This window comes from Microcoleus sp. AT9b-C3, assembly GCF_036705485.1.
Taxonomy (GTDB): Bacteria; Cyanobacteriota; Cyanobacteriia; order Cyanobacteriales; family Microcoleaceae; genus Microcoleus.
In genome coordinates this window covers 87,441-106,318 of the sequence record NZ_JAUBUR010000020.1, presented here as the reverse complement: position 1 = coordinate 106,318, position 18,878 = coordinate 87,441, and the positions used below count along the sequence as shown (strand labels likewise).

The 18,878-nt window shown below is 46.2% G+C and carries 15 protein-coding genes; 6 read left to right on the top strand and 9 right to left on the bottom strand.

What is annotated here, in order from left to right; genetic code table 11:
- The first annotated feature begins 214 nt into the window (after nt 1-214).
- Both QUB77_RS18770 and QUB77_RS18765 read left to right on the top strand, forming a co-directional pair.
- Nucleotides 215-1,345 (top strand): formylglycine-generating enzyme family protein, encoded by a 1,131-nt coding sequence (locus tag QUB77_RS18770; protein ID WP_333175846.1) that lies wholly within the window; start codon nt 215-217, stop codon nt 1,343-1,345.
- Nucleotides 1,346-1,979: 634 nt separating this feature from the next.
- A complete protein-coding gene (locus tag QUB77_RS18765; RefSeq protein ID WP_333175843.1) occupies nt 1,980-2,375 on the top strand; it encodes a pre-16S rRNA-processing nuclease YqgF in 396 nt (131 codons plus the stop codon).
- 266 nt (nt 2,376-2,641) lie between these two features.
- Here QUB77_RS18765 and QUB77_RS18760 read toward each other — a convergent pair whose 3' ends face one another.
- Nucleotides 2,642-3,112: a hypothetical protein gene (locus tag QUB77_RS18760; RefSeq protein ID WP_333175842.1), complete on the bottom strand. Its 471-nt coding sequence runs from the start codon at nt 3,110-3,112 to the stop codon at nt 2,642-2,644.
- A 457-nt stretch (nt 3,113-3,569) separates the two neighbouring features.
- A complete protein-coding gene (locus QUB77_RS18755) occupies nt 3,570-5,150 on the bottom strand; it encodes a photosystem II high light acclimation radical SAM protein (RefSeq protein ID WP_333175840.1) in 1,581 nt (526 codons plus the stop codon).
- Nucleotides 5,151-5,525: 375 nt separating this feature from the next.
- Here QUB77_RS18755 and QUB77_RS18750 point away from each other — a divergent pair, with 375 nt between their 5' ends.
- Both QUB77_RS18750 and QUB77_RS18745 read left to right on the top strand, forming a co-directional pair.
- Nucleotides 5,526-5,915: a DUF1830 domain-containing protein gene (locus tag QUB77_RS18750; RefSeq protein ID WP_333175838.1), complete on the top strand. Its 390-nt coding sequence runs from the start codon at nt 5,526-5,528 to the stop codon at nt 5,913-5,915.
- 237 nt (nt 5,916-6,152) lie between these two features.
- A complete protein-coding gene (locus QUB77_RS18745) occupies nt 6,153-6,743 on the top strand; it encodes a hypothetical protein (RefSeq protein ID WP_333175836.1) in 591 nt (196 codons plus the stop codon).
- Between the two features lie 336 nt (nt 6,744-7,079).
- Here the strand turns inward: QUB77_RS18745 and QUB77_RS18740 are convergent, their stop codons facing one another.
- From QUB77_RS18740 to QUB77_RS18725, 4 genes are all read right to left on the bottom strand, one after another.
- On the bottom strand, nt 7,080-8,165 hold the full coding sequence (locus tag QUB77_RS18740) for a DUF3474 domain-containing protein (RefSeq protein ID WP_333175834.1): 1,086 nt from the start codon (nt 8,163-8,165) through the stop codon (nt 7,080-7,082).
- 748 nt (nt 8,166-8,913) lie between these two features.
- Nucleotides 8,914-10,380 carry an amidophosphoribosyltransferase gene (gene purF / locus QUB77_RS18735; RefSeq protein WP_333175832.1) on the bottom strand — a complete coding sequence of 489 codons (1,467 nt, stop codon included), beginning with the start codon at nt 10,378-10,380 and terminating at the stop codon, nt 8,914-8,916.
- 139 nt (nt 10,381-10,519) lie between these two features.
- Nucleotides 10,520-10,645 (bottom strand): hypothetical protein, encoded by a 126-nt coding sequence (locus tag QUB77_RS18730; protein WP_333175830.1) that lies wholly within the window; start codon nt 10,643-10,645, stop codon nt 10,520-10,522.
- A 197-nt stretch (nt 10,646-10,842) separates the two neighbouring features.
- Entirely contained in the window at nt 10,843-14,052 is a 3,210-nt protein-coding gene (locus QUB77_RS18725; RefSeq protein ID WP_333175828.1) for a glycoside hydrolase family 15 protein, read from the bottom strand.
- A 111-nt stretch (nt 14,053-14,163) separates the two neighbouring features.
- Between QUB77_RS18725 and QUB77_RS18720 the strand changes: the two genes are divergently transcribed.
- On the top strand, nt 14,164-14,301 hold the full coding sequence (locus tag QUB77_RS18720) for a hypothetical protein (RefSeq protein WP_333175826.1): 138 nt from the start codon (nt 14,164-14,166) through the stop codon (nt 14,299-14,301).
- Between the two features lie 206 nt (nt 14,302-14,507).
- The gene (locus tag QUB77_RS18715; protein WP_333175824.1) at nt 14,508-15,239 is read left to right on the top strand and encodes a WecB/TagA/CpsF family glycosyltransferase; all 732 of its coding nucleotides are present in this window, start codon (nt 14,508-14,510) and stop codon (nt 15,237-15,239) included.
- A 63-nt stretch (nt 15,240-15,302) separates the two neighbouring features.
- Here the strand turns inward: QUB77_RS18715 and QUB77_RS18710 are convergent, their stop codons facing one another.
- The 3 genes from QUB77_RS18710 to QUB77_RS18700 form a co-directional block, all read right to left on the bottom strand.
- Nucleotides 15,303-17,630: a S8 family serine peptidase gene (locus QUB77_RS18710; protein WP_333175822.1), complete on the bottom strand. Its 2,328-nt coding sequence runs from the start codon at nt 17,628-17,630 to the stop codon at nt 15,303-15,305.
- 333 nt (nt 17,631-17,963) lie between these two features.
- The gene (locus QUB77_RS18705) at nt 17,964-18,362 is read right to left on the bottom strand and encodes a transcriptional regulator (protein ID WP_333175821.1); all 399 of its coding nucleotides are present in this window, start codon (nt 18,360-18,362) and stop codon (nt 17,964-17,966) included.
- 157 nt (nt 18,363-18,519) lie between these two features.
- Nucleotides 18,520-18,840, bottom strand: a complete 321-nt coding sequence (locus QUB77_RS18700) for a type II toxin-antitoxin system HigB family toxin (protein WP_333175819.1) — start codon at nt 18,838-18,840, stop codon at nt 18,520-18,522.
- Nucleotides 18,841-18,878 lie beyond the last annotated feature (38 nt).

Sequence of the window (18,878 nt, the reverse complement as noted above, 5' to 3'; positions counted from 1 at the left end):
TCGCGCCCTTGACATATCATTAAATCATGGGAATCCGTGCCGCCATATATATAGCAACCGCCACATCAGGCGCGGACATAAATAACCTCATAAACAGAGCCAATACCGGTCAAGCATAAATGGTTCGATTCCGGTACTATGCAATCATCAACTGCCAACTGCCAACCATCAACTGCCAACTGTCAACTGTTAAAATGCAGGAGCGTGCGGTGTAATGTCAGAGAATCAAAATGAACCCAGAGAATACGATGCCGTCCGTGGCGGTCAAAATTCAATTCCTATCAATGCTGGGGTACTCGGAGGCATTCCCGGTGTTAAAAGCCGCTTAGCTTCACCCATCGTCGAAGTGAGAATCGCCGCCCTCTCCGAAGCACTCAAATATGGAGAATCAGGTTTAGATTTGATAATTAAAGCATTGCACGATGAATCAATTCAGGTGAAATTTGCGGCCTATTCACTGCTGAAAAATCGAGATGACTTAAAGATTAAACCACAGTTTCAGGACTATCTCCCTACATTTGAATTTGATGTCATCACAGTCGATGCTGAAGGAAAAGAAAACAGTCGCAGAAAGTCTTTGGCTCGTTACTTCGCTGAAGACTTAGGTAATGGAGTTGTACTAGAAATGGTTTACATTCATGGCGGCACATTTATGATGGGTTCGTCAGCAACACAGGCAGGTAGGTACGATGGCGAAAGTTCGCAGCAGCATCAAGTAACAGTACCGGCTTTTTATGTAGGAAAATACCCCATCACTCAAGAACAGTGGCAAGCGGTGATGGGCAATAACCCTTCTGATTTTAAAGGTGCGAAACGGCCTGTAGAATCTGTAACTTGGAACGATGCGGTAAATTTCTGTCAAAAGCTGTCGGAGAAAACAGGGAAAAACTATCGCTTGCCGAGTGAGGCCGAATGGGAATATGCTTGTCGGGCCGGTACGACAACAGCTTTTCACTTCGGGGAAACTATTACTCCCGATTTAGTTAATTATAACGGCAACAATCCTTACGGTTCTGCGCCTCAAGGACTTTACCGCCAAGAAACTACTCTGGTGGGAATTTTTCCTCCGAATGCTTTTGGCTTGTACGATATGCACGGCAATGTTTCGGAATGGTGTCAAGATGGCTGGCATAGTAACTACAATGGCGCACCCTCTGATGGAAGCGCTTGGGAAACACAAAAAGAATCTTATACCCGAGTGCTGCGTGGTGGTGCGTGGTACTACCTTGCGATCCTTTGCCGTGCTGCCTACCGCTACTACGGTTCTGCGGGCAGCTCAAGCCGGGACGCGGGTTTTCGCGTTGTTGCTTTTGGGCAGCTTCCTGCTTCCCCCTCTTCCCTGTGAGGACTCTTTTCTTCCCTTTTCCCTTTTGCCCTTTGCACTTTTTCCTCTTTTCTCTCTTACGCGCGTCAGCGCGCTTTAAATTTTTTTGGGGGGGACTCATCTTTGCACCCGATTCAAGATAGTAGGGTGCGTCGCCATCTGCAATTTACAAATCAAATCGACAATCTCACAGCGACGCATTTCCTGCACGGGGTGAGAGAAACCGGGTTTTTTCGATAAATCTAAACTGGGAAGCAAATATTGTGACAAAAACCCGGTTTCTGATTTGTGCGCGTTGCTGTGAGAAACCGGGTTTTTTCGATAAATCCAAACGGGGAAGCCAAGATTGTGGCAAAAACCCAGTTTCTGATTGCTGCGGGGGGTGAAAGAAACCGGGTTTTTTCGATAAATTAAAACGGGAAGTAAAGATTATGCCAAAAACTTGGTTTTTGATTTTAGGCATTATATGACCGCACGGATTCCCACGATGATATAATATGTCAATCCCACAAAAAAGTCAAGTAAAAAAAGTACGATCGCCCGCAAAGATTTTGCTACAGTCAAGAATGCAAGTAGCAGATTAGATATAGGCTGGCGATTGAGTTGGCTGGCGCTCAAGCCCAACTACAAACTTATTAACCCAGAACTAATAAATATGATTTTAGGTTTCGATCCCGGTAAAGACAAGTGCGGCATCGCCGTGATGGGTAGAGATAAGAACGTCTGCTACCATCAAGTTGTGCTGTCCGACGAAGCAATATCTACGATTCAATCTCTGTGCAAAGAGTTTCCCATTGAGTTATTAGTCATGGGAGATCAAACGACTTCTAAAAGTTGGAAACAAAAACTCAGTCAGAGTTTGTCGCCGGAGATCGAAATTGTTCGGGTTGACGAGAGGTACAGCAGTTTGGAAGCCAAGGAACGCTACTGGGAAATGTACCCTCCGACGGGCCTTTCTCGCTTGATTCCCCAGGGGATGCGGACTCCGCCGCGGCCGGTAGATGATATAGTGGCGATCGTCCTAATTCAGAGGTATTTAAACAAAAGTTAGTCAATCTTATAACCGTTACCATTGATTCTATTTGATTATTAAGGAATCAATATGTTTTAGTGCCTCTTAAATTTTTAACTTAAATCATGTCCGGTCGAGCCATCGCAATTTTTGTAGGGGCGGGTTCACCAACAATACCTGCCAATAATTAACAATCTCAAAAACCAGCCCTGCCGGGATATTATGGTTAATCCATCGGACATGATATTAAATAAAATACACCCTAAATTTAGTGAATTTAATTTATCATTAAATAACAGTTAGTGTTACTTAATGACAGCTTCCGTCAAAATTACCTTACCATTCTGGCGGACTTGCAGGCGTTGGGGGTTAATCGAATAGATAATATTGCCGTTAGTCGCTTCATAACTTCCGTCATCACCTGTAGTTACTTGCATGACATTGATTTGGGTGCCATTTATTTTGCTGAGGCCGCGGTAAAAAATATCGCCTTCCTGGGTTTTGCAAATGTATATAGAAAAGTTGGGCGTTGCGAAAAATTGCACCATTTCGGCCCTCGGACATCCCTCAACTTGAGCAATTTGCAGCGGTGGATTATTGCCTAAAGTGTTGGGTGCGATCGCCCGAACTTTGCCAATCGGTTGATTTAGTGGAGTGGCTTTTGCTGAGGCTGTCAAAAAGCCGTGAAGCGAAGCTATCCCGCAGGGAATCGCACTAATGCCTGCCATAACTAGACCTACTCCTTTAATGCCCTTAACTCTATCTTTATCAAACATCTTGTCACTCCTGGTTTTAACTATATAATTACATCTTAAGCGATGTTTGCTGGATATTAATAATATTTAATATCAGAGGTGAAAGGTGCAGGAACACGGTACACCGTCGGTTTAAGTAAGGTGCGAACTGTGAACCCTACCCAGTAAAAATACATAAGTATGTCAATGCGATCGCAGGAAAGCAATCTCTTGCATTTATGACATTTTTAAGATTTTATGACTTGTCACGCTGATCTGAGAAACCGGGTTTCTTCATATATTTCTGGTTACTAAACCTTTGATTTTCCTAGAAACCGGGTTTCTCGCCTCCCATGCGATCGCGAACTGACTCAGTTACAGGGTAATGTTTATTTGCGGTTAGCTATTTAGTGAATAATAAAAAGGGAAACAGAAGATACATTTTTCCTCCCATTTCCCATTTTTAAAATAACCGTCGTCCTGACTGCGAACCTGGCAACTAATTAACTGCTGCCAACTGTTTGTCTTTGATTTCCACAGGCGCGGTTAATGCCTCTTCCAAATCCGCACAGCCGAGTTTTTCCTCCAAAATAGCCATCACTTCGCGGCCGAAATCATTGGAATTACGCTGCCAAGCTTCCAAACAAATCTCCCCGAAAAACGAACCCAAAGGCTCTGGATTCCACAGCAACTTGCGCGCTGTCCAAGGCATCAAACTCATGGGATCGTAACCAGGTTGCAGAATCTCCTGTTTAAAGGCGTATTCTTCCAAAATTGTGTGCGGCTGCAACCCAATAAAGAAAATCGCTGGTTCTACTTTATCGGCTCCGAAAATCCGCTCTAATTCTCGGTGATAAGCAATAGTTTGCCTGATGGTTTCAAAGGTTTCGTCAATGACGTTAAACGAGTAATTAACTGAAACCACATCGTTATAACCTGCGGCTTTTAAATCGCGGCAATTCTCTAAAACTACTCGCAAGTTGTAGCCCATCCGCATTTTCCGAACCAGTTCCTGGGAACCGCTGGTGATGCCGATTTCAAAGTAATTCATCCCCGTTTTTACCATCAAATCGCACAATTCTGGTGTGAGATTGTCCGCACGGATGTAAGCGGCCCAGTGTATGTCGTCCATCCCGGCGGCGATGATTTTTTGCAATAATTCAACTGCATCGTCGATGAATTTGCGTGCTGGGATAAATTGAGCGTCGGTAAACCAGAAATTGCGGATACCTCGATCGTACAATTGCCGAATTTCCGCCACCACCTCATCCGCCGGATTGATCCGCACTTGTTTGCCTTCAATCACCGTATAAATGCAGTAACAGCAATTGTGAGGACAGCCGCGCTTGGTTTGGACTCCCACGTAGAAGTCCATATCTTGTAGATAATAGGAAAATTCCGGCCAAATCGTTTCGATGTAGTTATAGTCGCAGGCAGTTTTCTCGATGTTGGCTGGCTTTTCGTGAATTAGCTTCGCGCGCGGGACGGTTTCGCCCACCACATAACATCTTTCCTCTGCCAAATCTTCGCCCTTAATCAACTTCTCCAGCAAAGCTTCGCCTTCCCCCACCGAAACCACTGTTCCGGCCGGCAAACTGCGTCCCAACTGCTCGTAAAACACGCTCACAGCACCGCCCCCGACCACTGCACGAGCTTCCGGGCGGTATTTCCGGGCCCGCTTCAATCCGCGCTTAATCAGTCCCAAATTGCGCCAGAGTTCGGTGTAGTAAGACGCGGCTAAACGCAGTCCTCCGAGGGCTCCCCGGAACTTGATCAGCGGATTTTTGGCGTAGTAAAACTCGAAGGCATTTTGCAACGGGTTGCCGCCTCTGCCGCCCACGGGCGCGTAAATTTGAATGTCGCGCCAAGAGAAAACCAGCAGAGTCGGCTTAAACTCGTCTATGCTGGCATCTAAAGCTTGAGCGAAATCCAGGGGGGGTACGGCACCTAAATCGAAAATGCGCTGTTCGACATCGGGAAACAGCTTGTGTACGTGATCCGAAAGATAGACAACTCCGATCGGGAAAATAGGATTGCAAGGGAGGCGAACGTACAGGACTCGGTTTTCTCGGTTTTCCATGATTGCCATATCCTAAAGTGGAACTTTTTCAGCTATGTTAATATTCTTTTAATATAACTTTACAATATGTCTAATTTTCGCAATTTGACATTAAATATTCTTAAATTTTTCTATTGGGTTCAAGGCCGAGCTTGGTGGTGTCGATCGGCGACAGCAGCAGAAAAAAGCTAATTTTTAAGTCAATACAGCGTATTTTGACTAAAAATCCCAGTGGGGAGTCAAAAAAACCATATTTATCCGGTTAGATTTTAAGTTAGGTACGATCGGTCTCTAATGTGTTAGGGAGTTGGTAGTCGGCTTTACAGTAGGCTGGGATCGCCTAGTGTTAGCCTGAGAAGATAACTAAAACTTTTAGGCAAGGCTCCCTCAGCAGTTATGGCTCAAATTCTTGACCCCTTACCCTCAGACACCGACAGCAAGATTCTGTGCTGCTACGTCAACGCCACCAGTCAGATTCAGATTGCTCGCATCGCCAACATTCCTAACTGGTACTTTGAACGAGTGGTGTTTCCCGGACAGCGCTTAGTGTTTGAAGCGATGCCGGCCGCAGCATTGGAAATTCACACCGGGATGATGGCCAGTGCAATTTTGTCGGATAAAATTCCTTGCGATCGCTTGCAGATTAACGAAGGCCCCTATTCAAACGTCAATCCTAGCAGATCGCCAGAGGCAGTTCAGGGCGATCGAACAGTAATGGCCGGCCGCCCAAAATCCCGAGAAATCTCAGAACCTCTGACTGTACCGGCACTAACGGCCGTTGATTAATGGGAGTTGTGAGTTTTGAGTTATAAATTGTCAGTTAATTGATAACTCCGCGCTCAAAATTCCAACTTCAGCAAAGTGGTAAAAACTCAACACTTAAGAATCAAAGTTTGTGAAATGAATTTTAGATCAAAACTCGCAACTGCAAAGATTGTCCGGTTTTTCCTATTTCCCTGAGTTTGGTTGGCGGGTTCGACAACTGTGCAAAAATATCATTAAACAGCTTCTCGAATTTCAGCCATGTCAGCACAACCTATCACCTCTTCCCCATCTTCTGCCCCAGTATTTGAGCCGGCGATATTCCGGCTTTCTCCCCTGATTAGAATCACGCTGTTGAGCTTGTACACAGCCCTGACAATTCCATTGCCGTTTTTGTCGGAAGTAACCAAAGCACCCGTTCCCCCGGCGGCACTCTGGGCGGCAATTTTTGTCGGGGCTGTGGGCCTCTACGGCGTGCTCAGTGAAAGGGTAATTTTGAGCGAGGAAGGGATTGAAGTCACATATCCCAACTGGTTTCCGCGTTGGTTTCGCAAGGGTTGGTCGCTACCTTGGACTGAGGTAAAAGCTCTCAAACCTCGATCGACCGGTCAAGGAGGTTTAGTTTACTATTTTTTGAGTCATTCGGGTGAAGGTTATTTGCTGCCCATGCGGGTGGCTGGATTTGGTAAATTAGTCGGTTTGGTGGAAGCAAAAACAGGTATTGATACTAGAGATGTCCGCCCTTTGTCGCAGCCTTGGATGTATCTTATTTTACTTTTATGTACGCTGCTGTTGCTGTTGGTGGATGCGTGGACTATTGTTACGGCGATCGGGCTTAAAGGTAATCTGTAATATTATAAACCTCTTTGATTAGACAATATTGAATAAGTCTTCGAGCGAGAAACCGCAGATGTAAGGCAGATTAACACAGATAAACGCAGATAATTGAAGGAATTGAGAGTTGGGAAATGCAATGCAAGTCTATTGTGTTCATTTCAGTCGCCAGCATCAGCTAAAAAATATTTAGTTTGCCTTTTTAAAACTCTTAAATTTCTTGTGGGTGGGCATCTTGCCCGCCCCCAATATCCAGGTTTAATGTGGAACATCTTATTATCAAACACGCGCAAAAAAGAAAAACCCGGTTTCTTTAAAAAGCCGGGTTTTTACGTATTCTATTGTTTATTTAAGCTACTTAACTTCAGCCGATCGCCGACTGTTAGGCGATTCGTAGTAAACTCCAGAACCTGTATCCGAGACAAAATGACAATCCCAGTAAGAGCGAATAAAACTCTTCCAAATGGGCTCGGTTGACTTGCGATAATAATCCCCCAACACTGGCTTGATGGCTTCCGTTGCTTCCTTCAAGTGATAGTGCGGCATTGTCGAGAAAATGTGGTGCGCTACGTGGGTGCCGATATCGTGATGGATGGAATTGATGATTCCGTAGTCGCGATCGATCGTAGACAATGCACCTTTCAAGAAATACCAATCATTACCGCGATACCAAGGAATATCGGCTTCTGTGTGGTGCAGGAATGTTACCAAATCCAGCCACATCACGAACACTACATAGGGAACTAAGTAGAACTTGAGCAAAAACAGCCAACCAAACTGATAGGTTAGCGCGCCTAAAAAGCCTACCATCAGTACCAAGGATGCGGAACTCGTCAACACATCCCATTTTTCGGACGGGCGGAAAATCGGGCTACCGGGCATGAAGTGAGAACCAGTTCGATCGGGCGATCGGCGAAATAGATAAATTGGATAGGCAAATAACATCAAATAAAAGCGTCCCAGCTTTTCGTACCAAGGCATTTGATTGTATTTGCTCTCCGATACCGGATACCAGCTTTCATCGTTATCTAAGCTGCCTGTATTGGCGTGGTGGGTTCTGTGACTAATTCGCCAACCGTGGAAGGGCACGAGAATTGGAGCGTGGGAGAGGTGTCCGATCAGGTTGTTGAGCCATTTGCTCTTAGAAAATGAACCGTGTCCGCAGTCGTGGCCCACTACAAACAATGCCCAAAACATGGTTCCCTGCATCAACCAAAAGATTGGGTAAAACAGCCAGGAATCGACGGTGTAGGCGATCGCATACAAACCTGCGATGATGCCAATATCTAAAAAGAAATAAGCCAGAGATTTCCCTGCCGAGGGCTCAAAACAGTGGGCTGGAATGGCTGCCTTGATATCAGCAAGAGTAAAAGGTAACTCTGTTGTACGAGAGGATGAGCCTTGATTGCTCGGGGGATTGAGAACAGTATTTGATTGCACGAAGTTTCCGATTTAAGCTGACTTGAGAAACCGCATTCCGCCTTCTTTTAACAGTCAATCGATTTTAGATTTTAGATTTTAGATTTTAGATTCACTCCACAGATGAATCTGGGGGCTTAAACTAAGATCTAAATTTTTTGGCTCTCCCCGACCGGAGTCGGGGGGTTGTATCCCTATGCAGGTGAGGTAGCATTCAACCTGCAAGGAGCCATATTTTTACTCTGCAAGGGTTCCTAAAGTTCTTTAGTTCGCATGAACAGCCCGTCCGCGATTCTCAAGCAAGTTGGCTTGTGGAATACTTGTGTGGGAAAAATTAGTGCGATCGACCCTGTTATCTGAAAAAATCTCATGTGCCCGTTGTTGGTGCGAAATGCGACTTCCATCTGAGAGTGGACATCTGGAGGAACTACCTCCAGTCTGCAGGTAGCATACAGCGTTTCGAGCAGGAATTGTGAACGAGAGTGTAGGGAAAAACCATCGATTTTAGATTGGCGATTTTAGATTCAAGCACAAATCTCAAATCTCCAATCTCCAATTCTCCAATCTCCAATCTCCAATCCGAGGGTTGGGTTTCACACAAGTTCTACCCAACCGACTGTTCACTACAGTTCACAAATTCTGCAATAATTGCTAAAGCTAAGTTAATGTAACATTTCTACACACATTCTGGCAATGACTTACCAGAAAAACTTGAAAATCCCTAAATTGGGGAAAGTGACCGGCGATCGCTTTCCCACTTTTTGATTTTCTAGGTTCCAGCTTTTTCTAATATGAGCTTAGACCGTTTTACCACTTCTGGAACGTCGATCGGATAATCACCGGTGAAACACGCCGAACAAAAACTCATCGGGTCTTCGTTAGTCGCCTTCAGCATTCCATCCCAACTCAAGAAAGCCAAAGAATCTACCCCTATTTGGGCGCCGATTTCTGCGACTGACTTAGTAGCAGCAATCAACTGATCTTGATTGTCGGTGTCGATCCCGTAGAAACAAGGATGTGTCACCGGCGGCGAAGAAATTCTCATGTGAACTGCCGTTGCGCCAGCATCCCGCAAGGCTTTGACTATTTTGCGACTGGTAGTCCCGCGCACGATCGAATCATCGATAATAATTACTCGCTTTCCTTCCAACACATCTTTGAGAGGGTTGAGTTTCATGCGAATTCCTGACTCCCGCATTGTCTGAGTCGGTTGAATAAAAGTGCGCCCGACGTAGCGGTTTTTAATCAATCCTTCGGCGTAAGGAATGCCGGAAGCTTGAGAAAAGCCGATCGCTGCCGGGATTCCCGAATCAGGAACTCCGATAACTATATCAGCATCAGCCGGAGATTCTGCTGCTAACAAACGCCCGATCCGCAGCCGGTAGCTGTACAAACTTTCACCTTCCATTTGGCTGTCGGGTCGAGCAAAATAGATCATTTCAAAGATGCAAAGTTTGCGCTTTTGCTGCTGACTCCAGTGGAAGGAAGCCATACCTTCCTCTGTAATCCAAACTAATTCTCCCGGTTCTACGTCCCGCAAAAATTCAGCACCGATAATATCCAAACCACAAGTTTCCGATGCTAAAACGTATCGTACCGGAGTTGTGGGGAGGATGCCAATTACCAGCGGGCGGACGCCGTGGGGGTCGCGGACTCCCATCACGCCTTTGGGGGTGGCGATCGTCAAACTAAAGGCTCCTTGGCACATAGCAAAGGCGCTGATCGCTGCTTCCAGCCAGTCTTTGCCCTTGTCTACCTCGGAACCGATCGCCACTGCGATCGCCTCTGAATCCGTCGTGCTGACAAATTCGCAGTTGCGAGACATCAACTCTTCCCGCAATTCTTTTGTATTGACAAGATTCCCGTTATGTGCTAACGCTAGACTTCCCAAACGGGTTTCGACGACAACAGGTTGAGCGTTGACAACCCGCGACGAGCCGGTAGTAGAGTAGCGAGTGTGGCCTACTGCTAAGTTACCGGGCAAGTGACCTAAACTCGACTCGTTGAAGACTTGGGAAACCAGTCCCATATCTTTGTGCAGGTGGACTGTTTCACCGTCAAAGGTGGCAATTCCTGCTGATTCCTGACCGCGGTGCTGCAAAGCATACAAACCGAAGTAGGTCAACTTGGCGACATCTTCACCCGGTGCGTAGATACCGAAAACGCCACAAGCTTCCTCTGGCTTGTCGGGTTTGCTAGAATGCTCGTCAGCCGCGAAGGAATGGTTGGGAATCATAGATGGGTGAGTTCCTAATGGGGAAGGTGGGTTAGGGGGACAGTTTCAGCGGGAAATCTTGTTTGCGAAAGCGTCGCATAACTTAACATTCCCTTAATCTTGCCACGGATCTGTCATTATTTCCAACTCGTGTAGCATTTCAGACAGAAGCGATGCGGCGTTTAATGGCATTGTAGTATCGATCGCCCTCAAATCCTATACTAACCTTGATTAACGGCGGGCGAGCGATGCGGCGATTGAAAAATACTGTTGGCGAATTCGCCAAGGGTGTTACCCCTCACATCTGGCATGCAGCATGTGGGTTCGCTTTAGCTAGTTAATAGCTATATGGTTAATTAAATATTTAGTCCCGATCCACCCTTTTTAGGGGTGAGGGGTGAAACCATTTTTAAATTCGCCAGCAGTCTCTTGAAATCGCCGAACTATCGAGGAGGTAGCTTGTATTAACCACCCGCACTCTATCTATCCAAACTTCGTCAAGAATCGGAAAGCATCGAGTACATGACTCGCGCAAACGTAAGGCGAAGTATTGTAAAAAGCTTGCCAAGCCGCCGCTTTATCTTCGTCGTATTTATCGGCTCTTTCGGGATATTTTCCTTGCCAATTCAGGCGAACTGCGTGACCGACTAATACATCTAAAACGATGTATTCTTCTACTTGCAGTTCAGAGTTGCGCTGGGCAATTGCTGCCAACTCCATCAGCGCCTCAATATTTACTTGTCGGTATTCTGGCGCAACAATTTTATTCAGCAAATGCTCGATTTGTAGCGCAAAATTCTTTTCACCTGGGGTCATTTCCGATAAAATGATATGGCTATCTAACCGATTGCGCCGCTCTAATTTGTCGCCAATAATCAAGCCTTTGCAGTGCCGCAGCAGTCCCCAAACACTCGGATAAAAATCCTTCGGTACGCGATTGACTGCACCTTCCATTTGCCGCTTCCGGCGCCATCCTCCCGCAGGCATTTGCGGTTCTTCGGAAACTGGCGCTACTACCCATTCAATATCTTTTTCCGGCTGTTTGACGCGCAGGGATTCTTGCTGTTTGAGGATTTGATTCATTTCCTCGTATTCGGCCAACACTTGGCGCAGGCGATTTTTGATTTCAAAGGGACTTAGCTGCATTAAATGTTCGTAAGCTTCATTTTGGGTCACTGCCAATTCGCGGGCTAATTCGCTTGTTAACAGCAGAATAAAGTAGCTAACTCTCAGTGTCAGCAGACCTTTAAATAACTGCGGTTCGGCTTTAATTAATAGGCCGAGGTAGATGAGAACTTCTTGAGTTAGAACTCGATCGCGAATGTCTTCTCCGCAGAATTCGCGAATTTTGTCCATCACTTCCGTGTAAGATCCGGGTCGCGAAATTATCGAATCTTCGCTGTAGGCTTTCCCCACAGCAATCTGTTTTTGCCGCACCAAAATGTCTGTCACCGCATCGGACAAGTTGATATCAACTTTGTCCAGCAAACCTGCGGCATGGCGGATGACTGCCCATTGGATTTTTGATTGCGAACTTTCTCCAGCTTTTGTATAAACTTCGTTGAGCAAATCCACAACTTTAACTGTTTCTTCCGCACCTCCAAATCCTGTATCAAAATTTAATCCTTTGAGACGAACTAACGTGTGCAGCAACTCAATTTGTTCGTACAAATTTTCTGAATCTCGCAGGCTAGTTAGCAAGAATTGAGTATTAGTTTCGCACTCTAATTTAAATTCTTGCGTGTGACCCAAAGGCCAATTTTTGTCAGGATTGTAACTTAGATAGCTGCGCGTTTCTACTGCACCTGTCACCGGAGATTCGGTAAATTCAAAATGTTGCATGAAATCAATTCTTTCGGTGCCAGCAGTCAGCATTAACTGCTTAAGATTTCCGAGTTTAACGGGCGTGTTGTTACAGTGTCCATCCCGGAATTCCTTCATTAATTCTAACAACGCTTCCCGGCCGGTTTCCAGCATCGTGTGAGTCAGCATCAGCGTTACCGTAGGGCGTCCCAACTGATACCAGTGGCGGTGAATGTGAGCTATTTCGCTCTTGATTTGAGCTACTAAAAAATGGTAATCTAAAGTTAAGTAAAACTCTTGTCTGTTCAAAAATGAGGGGAGAAATACGATCGCCTCTTCGCGAATTTTAAACACCCGAGAAGTTGTTAAACTCCGCAGACGGCGCACGGGGCGGCCGGTTAAGCCTAATGGGTCGTTGCGTCCAATTTGCGTGTAAATAGCTGATAATTCTTTAGTCTGGCGGACTTGAATGGGTTCTACCTGTTTTGGGGTTTGGGCAGCAATGCCGTTAGCGGCTAATTCTGCTTGCAAATCTTCGTCTTCAGCTAACAGTGCAATTTGCACTAAAGGTTCTCTGTGGGGCCCGACTGACAAATATCTTCCCAGCGGGTCGATGTCGCCAACTGCGATTAATCCTTCGTTCAGCAATTGACCGAGAAAATACAGACTTTGCGCCCAAACGAGGGGAATATTTTCATTGGGTAAGCGCTGCTGGCTGCGGGGATTTAGCTTTTCTGCTTCAATATTTTCGGCGGGGACGTAGTACAATTCTGGTAGTAGTGGCAAACCAGAGCGATCGACTGCTAGAGATTCCAAACGCTGCTGGTACTCTTGCACTTGAGCTTGATTTCCCTGAAATATGCCATCCAATAGCAAATAAGTGAAAAATAGCGGCCACTCGCATTCAATGTGCTCAAACTGCCTTAATTCTGTGGGTTCGTAGTGCAGGCGATCGGCATCTTCCAAAACTGTTTGGTGTCCGTCCCGCAGAAACCGCTTGCAGCCGTATTTTCCTTGCAATTTATCAATAATCTTATTCCGAGTCCGTTCTATTAATTCTCGGTCTTCAACAGCAAAAGCCGGAAAACTAATCACGCTCAATAAAGCGGCATCTACTTCTTTTGAACTCGATTCGCGAGGCAAAAGCGATTCCAAAGTTATGCGACTTCTGGCAATTTCGTCGGGCAAAACGTGAATAACAGATGCTTGAGAGCCTTGAATACCGAACAAATCCAACCCATTTATTGCTTCCAGCGCTGCTTTTGCCATGCCAACTGAACTGGCGTTCAATTCTGCATTGCCGCGATTGATTTTATGACCTCTTTCCCAAATTCCGTAATCCGGCGTGCGGTAGGCTCTACCGATGTAGTAAACTAAATTTTGCACGAAATTGACTTCATCTATTGTAAAAATTACGTGCAGCCCGGAAGCCGTCATTTGGGCAAGAATTAATAAGAATATAGATGTAGCGTCTAACTGTAAATGTCCCCACTTGTCATCACCGACAACAATACCTCCAGTTTGAGTATTGTATTTAGCGTGCAGGGCATCTAGGGGCGACTGAGTATTTTTAAAATGTTCTACTTTGCTTGATTGCTGCATCATCGCAAACAGCAAGCCTCGCATCAGTTTGACTGTGCTGTGTTCGAGTTCAAATGTTCTGCCCTGATCGCCATCAATTTTGCGGTAAGCTAAACCCAAACCCCAAACCGCGAGAATGCTGTACACGTTGTCGCGCACCCAGGCATCGGTGTAGTCGCCGTGGGCGTTAACGGCGGTACTCGCCGGTAGCAAACCAGTAATGGGATTTTGGCGCTTGAGGATGATGTTTTTGATTTGCTGGTAGTAATAATCTAACCTGGTTTGCCGCTGGGTTTTTGCGATCGCCATTTCGTTTTCCTTGTTTTTCCTGATGCGAGTAGATTTGCGGTGAATAGACTTTTAAATATATCAGAGATTAGATCATTTCTCAAGTTATCCAAACACAAAAAGGTAATTGCCATGTCTACGCAAAACCACAATAACAACAGCGTTCCTTTCGTAAAAATTGTCTACTCTACAGTGAAAATTAATGGTAAAATTGAGCTAGTACCGATGGAATGGTACGCTGACGGGTCGGTCAAAAAAATCGAACACTAATGCTCGATCGCACTTGGCTGGCCAACTCTAATGAACTTGCGCGACCCGTCGCTTACAAAAAAACCGGTTTCTGGGCCACCGAACGATGACTTAACAGACTTTTGGTGGCACAAACCGGGTTTTTTGCGACCAAAACTGCTCTAGCGTCGATCGCCAATCTCAGCTAATTTAAATAACTAGGTGTGTAGGAATATCAAAGAAAAAATATGGATGGATCGCGCCCGCAATTTTCAGTTTTGGGACTACCAGTTCACATATTAGATGATTATGCAGGTTGGCTGATGGAGCGTCTGCATCAAGGGTTAGGAAGTCATGTCGTGACGCTGAATGCTGAAATGGCGATGCAAGCCGAGCAAAATCAGGCTTTAGCAGATGTAATCCGCAAAGCGGAACTCGTGATACCCGACGGTTCGGGAGTGGTGCTGTACTTGCGGCTGCGTGGCAAACCGGCACAGCGCTATCCGGGGATTGAATTAGCAGAATCCCTGCTGCAACAAGCCGGAAAATTGCCCGATTCGGAACCAGTATTTTTCTTTGGAGGTTCCCCAGGAGTGGCGGCTGCTGCGGCAGAAAATTGGCAACAAAAGGTTAACGGATTGTCGATTGCTTCTCAACACGGTTATCTTTCCGCAGATGAAGAGAAAGACTTCCCTGAAAGCCTCAAAAAAATGCAACCAAAACTGATTTTTGTAGGCTTGGGAGTACCGCGCCAAGAATTTTGGATTGCCGAACACCGACACCTTTGTCCTCAGTCAATTTGGGTGGGAGTTGGTGGCAGTTTTGATATTTGGGCGGGAACAAAAGACCGCGCGCCGGCTTGGTTTTGCGACAATCATTTAGAATGGCTGTATCGGCTTTATCAAGAACCTTGGCGGTGGCGCAGGATGTTAGCTTTGCCGCAATTTGCATTGAAAGCTTTGGGGGATTTTCGAGCTTAAAAGCTGCCACAATAAAATAGGTTCCTCGTGAGGACTAAAGTTCTCACGAGGAACCTATTGCCCTTAGACAATGTAAGGAGAATCGATCGCCTTTGCCCGATTAATCGCCACCAGAGTCTGGTAAATCAAGGCCGAAATCTCAGCGCGGGTAATATCTCGCAGCGGCGAAAGCCAATCGCGGGAAGGATAATTAACCACAATCTTCAAAGCAGTTGCTGTGGCGATCGCACTCAAAGCATAATTAGGAATTTGAGAACGATCGATGTAAACTTTCAAAGAATCAGGATTGCCGCCCTTGAGTTCCAAACCGTTAACCAAAGATACGATCGCATCAGCCCTAGTTAAATTCTGATTCGGGCCGAACTTCAACCCCGGAAACCCCGCCAAAAACCCCCCCCGATTTGCCCGTTCGATCGCACTTCTCGCCCAAAAAGTAGCAGAAACATCAATAAAATTTGTAGCCGGCACCCTCGGAATCGGACTAAACGCACTCACCAACAGCGCCGCATATTGAGCACGATTTAAACTGTCATCAGGCCGAAAAGAACCGTCAGGAAAACCGCTAATTATATTCGCCGCAGCCAAAGCTTCAATAAACTTCTGTGCCCAATGTCCAGAAATATCGCTGAACACCGCACCGCCGATATTCGGATTGCCGCCGCCCTTTCTCACCGCAGCTTGCACAGCTTTAAAAGCATTCACTTTCCCGTAACCAAACCAATCGCTGCGGCCGCTGTTAGGATCGTAATTTCCCAGGCGATTGCCCAACTGAGGATCGGGATCGGGATCGACAATTTTCTCAGCAGTTTGTTCAAGAATTCCCCGCACTTCCCGCGCCGTCAAACGGGGGTTAGCCGAAAGTATCAACCCTGCAACCCCAGCGACTACTGGAGTGGCGCTGGAAGTACCGCCAAAAGTATCAGTATAGTCCCCCCAATCGTAGCCCTGAGTCCCGACTCGATCGGCAGTAAACACCCCCAAACCGGGCAAATACTGCGTCACCTCCGGCGGCGTGCCGATAAATCCGGTTTCGGGCAACCAAGTTCCCGGCGGCGCGTTGTTGCTGGGGGCACAAACCGAGATGCTGCTGCCCCAATTGCTGTAAGCTGCTTTTTTGTTGAGGGAAGTGGAAGCGCTGACGGCAATTACGTCTGGGTGAACGGCAAATCCGTTTAGCCATCTAGTTTGACCGCCCAGGATGTTGTTGGGCCAGCCTTTTTCGTTAACAGTACCGTTGACTGGGCGGTTGGCATTCCCCGCAGCGAACAGAATAACGCAGCCTCTGCCGCCCCGCCCTTGGGTTGCTGCTTTGGTGATGACGGCACTCTGCCGCAGGGAAAGGGGATAGTAAACTGCTGAAGACCCCCAACTGCAAGAAATGACGGCGGCCCCTTTTTCGATCGCCCAATTAAATATTTTTTCGACAGAATTGTCATCGAGAAAACCACTGGTACGGATGGGCATCAGGGCGCATCCGGGGGCGACGCCGACAATGCCTTTGCCGTTTTCTTCAGCAATGGCGACGCCGGCACAACTTGTGCCGTGGTTGTCTGAGTCGGCGACTGGCATCGGGGAAGTGTCGCCCTCTTTGAAATCGATGGGTGAGACGATTTTGCCTTGGCCTTGAAAATCTGGGTGGGTGATGTCAACTGAATCGTCGGCGATGGCAATTACGATCGATCGAACTCCGCGAGTCATGTCCCACGCTGGTTCTGCATAAATTTGAGCACCGCCGACAAGTTGGTTGCCGCCTTTGTTGTTGAGATACCACTGTTTGGGATAAAGCGGATCGCGGGGCGTGTAATGCTGCTGCGTCTCTACTAAAATGTTTGGTTCCGCTACGAGAACTTCTGGATATCTTGTCAGGCGGTTGGCAATTTTGATCGGGTTTTCTGTTGCTTGTTTTGTGACTTCGCAGACGAAAGTGTTGGGAATTCCTTCTACTGGCCGGACTATTTTTAAAGCTGCTGCATTGGCGATCGCCTTTCGCGATTTTTCGTCTACTTGTTCGCCAAATTGAATTGTCATTTGGTCGGTTAAATAAAAGAATGTACTCGGATTGTTGGCGGGGCAATAGACGTGGCTGGCAAAAGCTACAGCATCGCTGGCGCGGGCTGCTTGCATTGCTGCTTCTAGGCTAGAGGGCCCAACGAGATATTCATCAAGATTGCTTTGGCCGATGCGGCGGTTGAGTTTTGCCCCAGTTGTTGCAGCCCAATCGTTTGAGGCTGATGCTGTTGGTGAGGGGCGGACTGTAAAGCGATCGTCCGCTTTTGACAGCAGCAATTCATCGCCCCCGCGCTGCAAAATCACTGCCAGACTTTCATCGGGTACTCCAATTCCTTGATAATTTTGGAGAGTGTCGGAGGTCGGTTGGCTGGGTTGTACCATCAGAAATTTTCCTGTTTGATTTTGATGTAGATTTATCAAACATATTTATAAGCTGTCAGGGAGGTTTTTGCCATGAGGGGTTTGAAGCTGTAACTAAAAGCGGTAGTTTTTCGATTAGTCCGCGGCGGACTTAGGATCGCGAATTAAATAATTTACAGAAGTTTGTGGGGTTTCGGGCCCGCCCTTTCTGGACGGGCGGGACGCCCATCCCACAAGAACCATGACGCATTATAAGTTATTTAATTCTCATTCCTTAGTTTGTGCGATCGCGTTGGTAGCGGTTTCAACCGCCGAGTCTTTTTCGATATCAGCGAGTTTTTCAGATAAACACGCTCAAATAAACACGCTAGGATTAACATTAAAAAATTCTCCCAGCGCCTTAGCTTGCGCCTTGCTAATCGCCCGTTTCCCATTAACCACCTCAGAGACTACTCCTTTGGAACCAATCACGCCCACTAAATCGGCTTGTTTGAGTTCGCGAACTTCCATGAAATGTAATAGAACCTCCTGGGGACTCACTTCAGGATCTGGGTAATATTTTGATTCGTATTCTTCGATCAACAGCCCCCAGAGACTCAGTAAAGTTTCTTCTTCTACTGTTAATTCATCCTTGGACATCAGAAAATCGACTTCTGCGAGGGCAATATCGTTATCTTCTTCGTTCAGGATTGGCTTAGGCTGAGATTTCGCCAGCAGTTGACCGTAAGCTGTTTTTTCAATTGTGATGTTCATTTCTCATTCCTTTGCTTGCTTACTTAGACATGGTTCTCAAGTAGAAGGTGGGTGTTTGTTTCTCGGCATCATAATTTTGACGTTCGGAGTAAATGTTTTAGATTTATTGAATACATCAGGGAATTTGTAATAATTCTCTGATGTATAGAGTGGGATATTAACCTATTTTCTGTTTTACTTCATCTTCATCATTCCACTTGATTTTGTCATATTCGGCATGGGTTATAAAATTTTTAAAATAAATAATTTGGGTTGTATAATTGATTTTTACGATTAATCTATACTGATTGCCTTTAATATTAAATATCGTATATCCACAGACTTGATCGACCGATTTGGAATATCCCTGTCGAATCTCTTCTAGTGATTCCCAATCGTTGTCTTTGATTGCCTTGCGCCAGACTGCGATCGCCGCCTTGGCATCGTCGGAGTAGGATTCGATCGCACTCTCCAGATTTTTCTTGGAAATTAGTCTCATTCCAGTACCGTTTTTTACACGACACCTCCATGTTCTCA

Bases quoted from the DNA above. Each gene is read 5' to 3' on its own strand.
- QUB77_RS18770 (WP_333175846.1), top strand. From the start codon at position 215: ATGTCAGAGAATCAAAATGAACCCAGAGAATACGATGCCGTCCGTGGC.
- QUB77_RS18765 (WP_333175843.1), top strand. From the start codon at position 1,980: ATGATTTTAGGTTTCGATCCCGGTAAAGACAAGTGCGGCATCGCCGTG.
- QUB77_RS18760 (WP_333175842.1), bottom strand. From the start codon at position 3,112: ATGTTTGATAAAGATAGAGTTAAGGGCATTAAAGGAGTAGGTCTAGTT.
- QUB77_RS18755 (WP_333175840.1), bottom strand. From the start codon at position 5,150: ATGGAAAACCGAGAAAACCGAGTCCTGTACGTTCGCCTCCCTTGCAAT.
- QUB77_RS18750 (WP_333175838.1), top strand. From the start codon at position 5,526: ATGGCTCAAATTCTTGACCCCTTACCCTCAGACACCGACAGCAAGATT.
- QUB77_RS18745 (WP_333175836.1), top strand. From the start codon at position 6,153: ATGTCAGCACAACCTATCACCTCTTCCCCATCTTCTGCCCCAGTATTT.
- purF (WP_333175832.1), bottom strand. From the start codon at position 10,380: ATGATTCCCAACCATTCCTTCGCGGCTGACGAGCATTCTAGCAAACCC.
- QUB77_RS18725 (WP_333175828.1), bottom strand. From the start codon at position 14,052: ATGGCGATCGCAAAAACCCAGCGGCAAACCAGGTTAGATTATTACTAC.
- QUB77_RS18720 (WP_333175826.1), top strand. From the start codon at position 14,164: ATGTCTACGCAAAACCACAATAACAACAGCGTTCCTTTCGTAAAAATT.
- QUB77_RS18715 (WP_333175824.1), top strand. From the start codon at position 14,508: ATGGATGGATCGCGCCCGCAATTTTCAGTTTTGGGACTACCAGTTCAC.
- QUB77_RS18710 (WP_333175822.1), bottom strand. From the start codon at position 17,630: ATGGTACAACCCAGCCAACCGACCTCCGACACTCTCCAAAATTATCAA.
- QUB77_RS18705 (WP_333175821.1), bottom strand. From the start codon at position 18,362: ATGAACATCACAATTGAAAAAACAGCTTACGGTCAACTGCTGGCGAAA.
- QUB77_RS18700 (WP_333175819.1), bottom strand. From the start codon at position 18,840: ATGAGACTAATTTCCAAGAAAAATCTGGAGAGTGCGATCGAATCCTAC.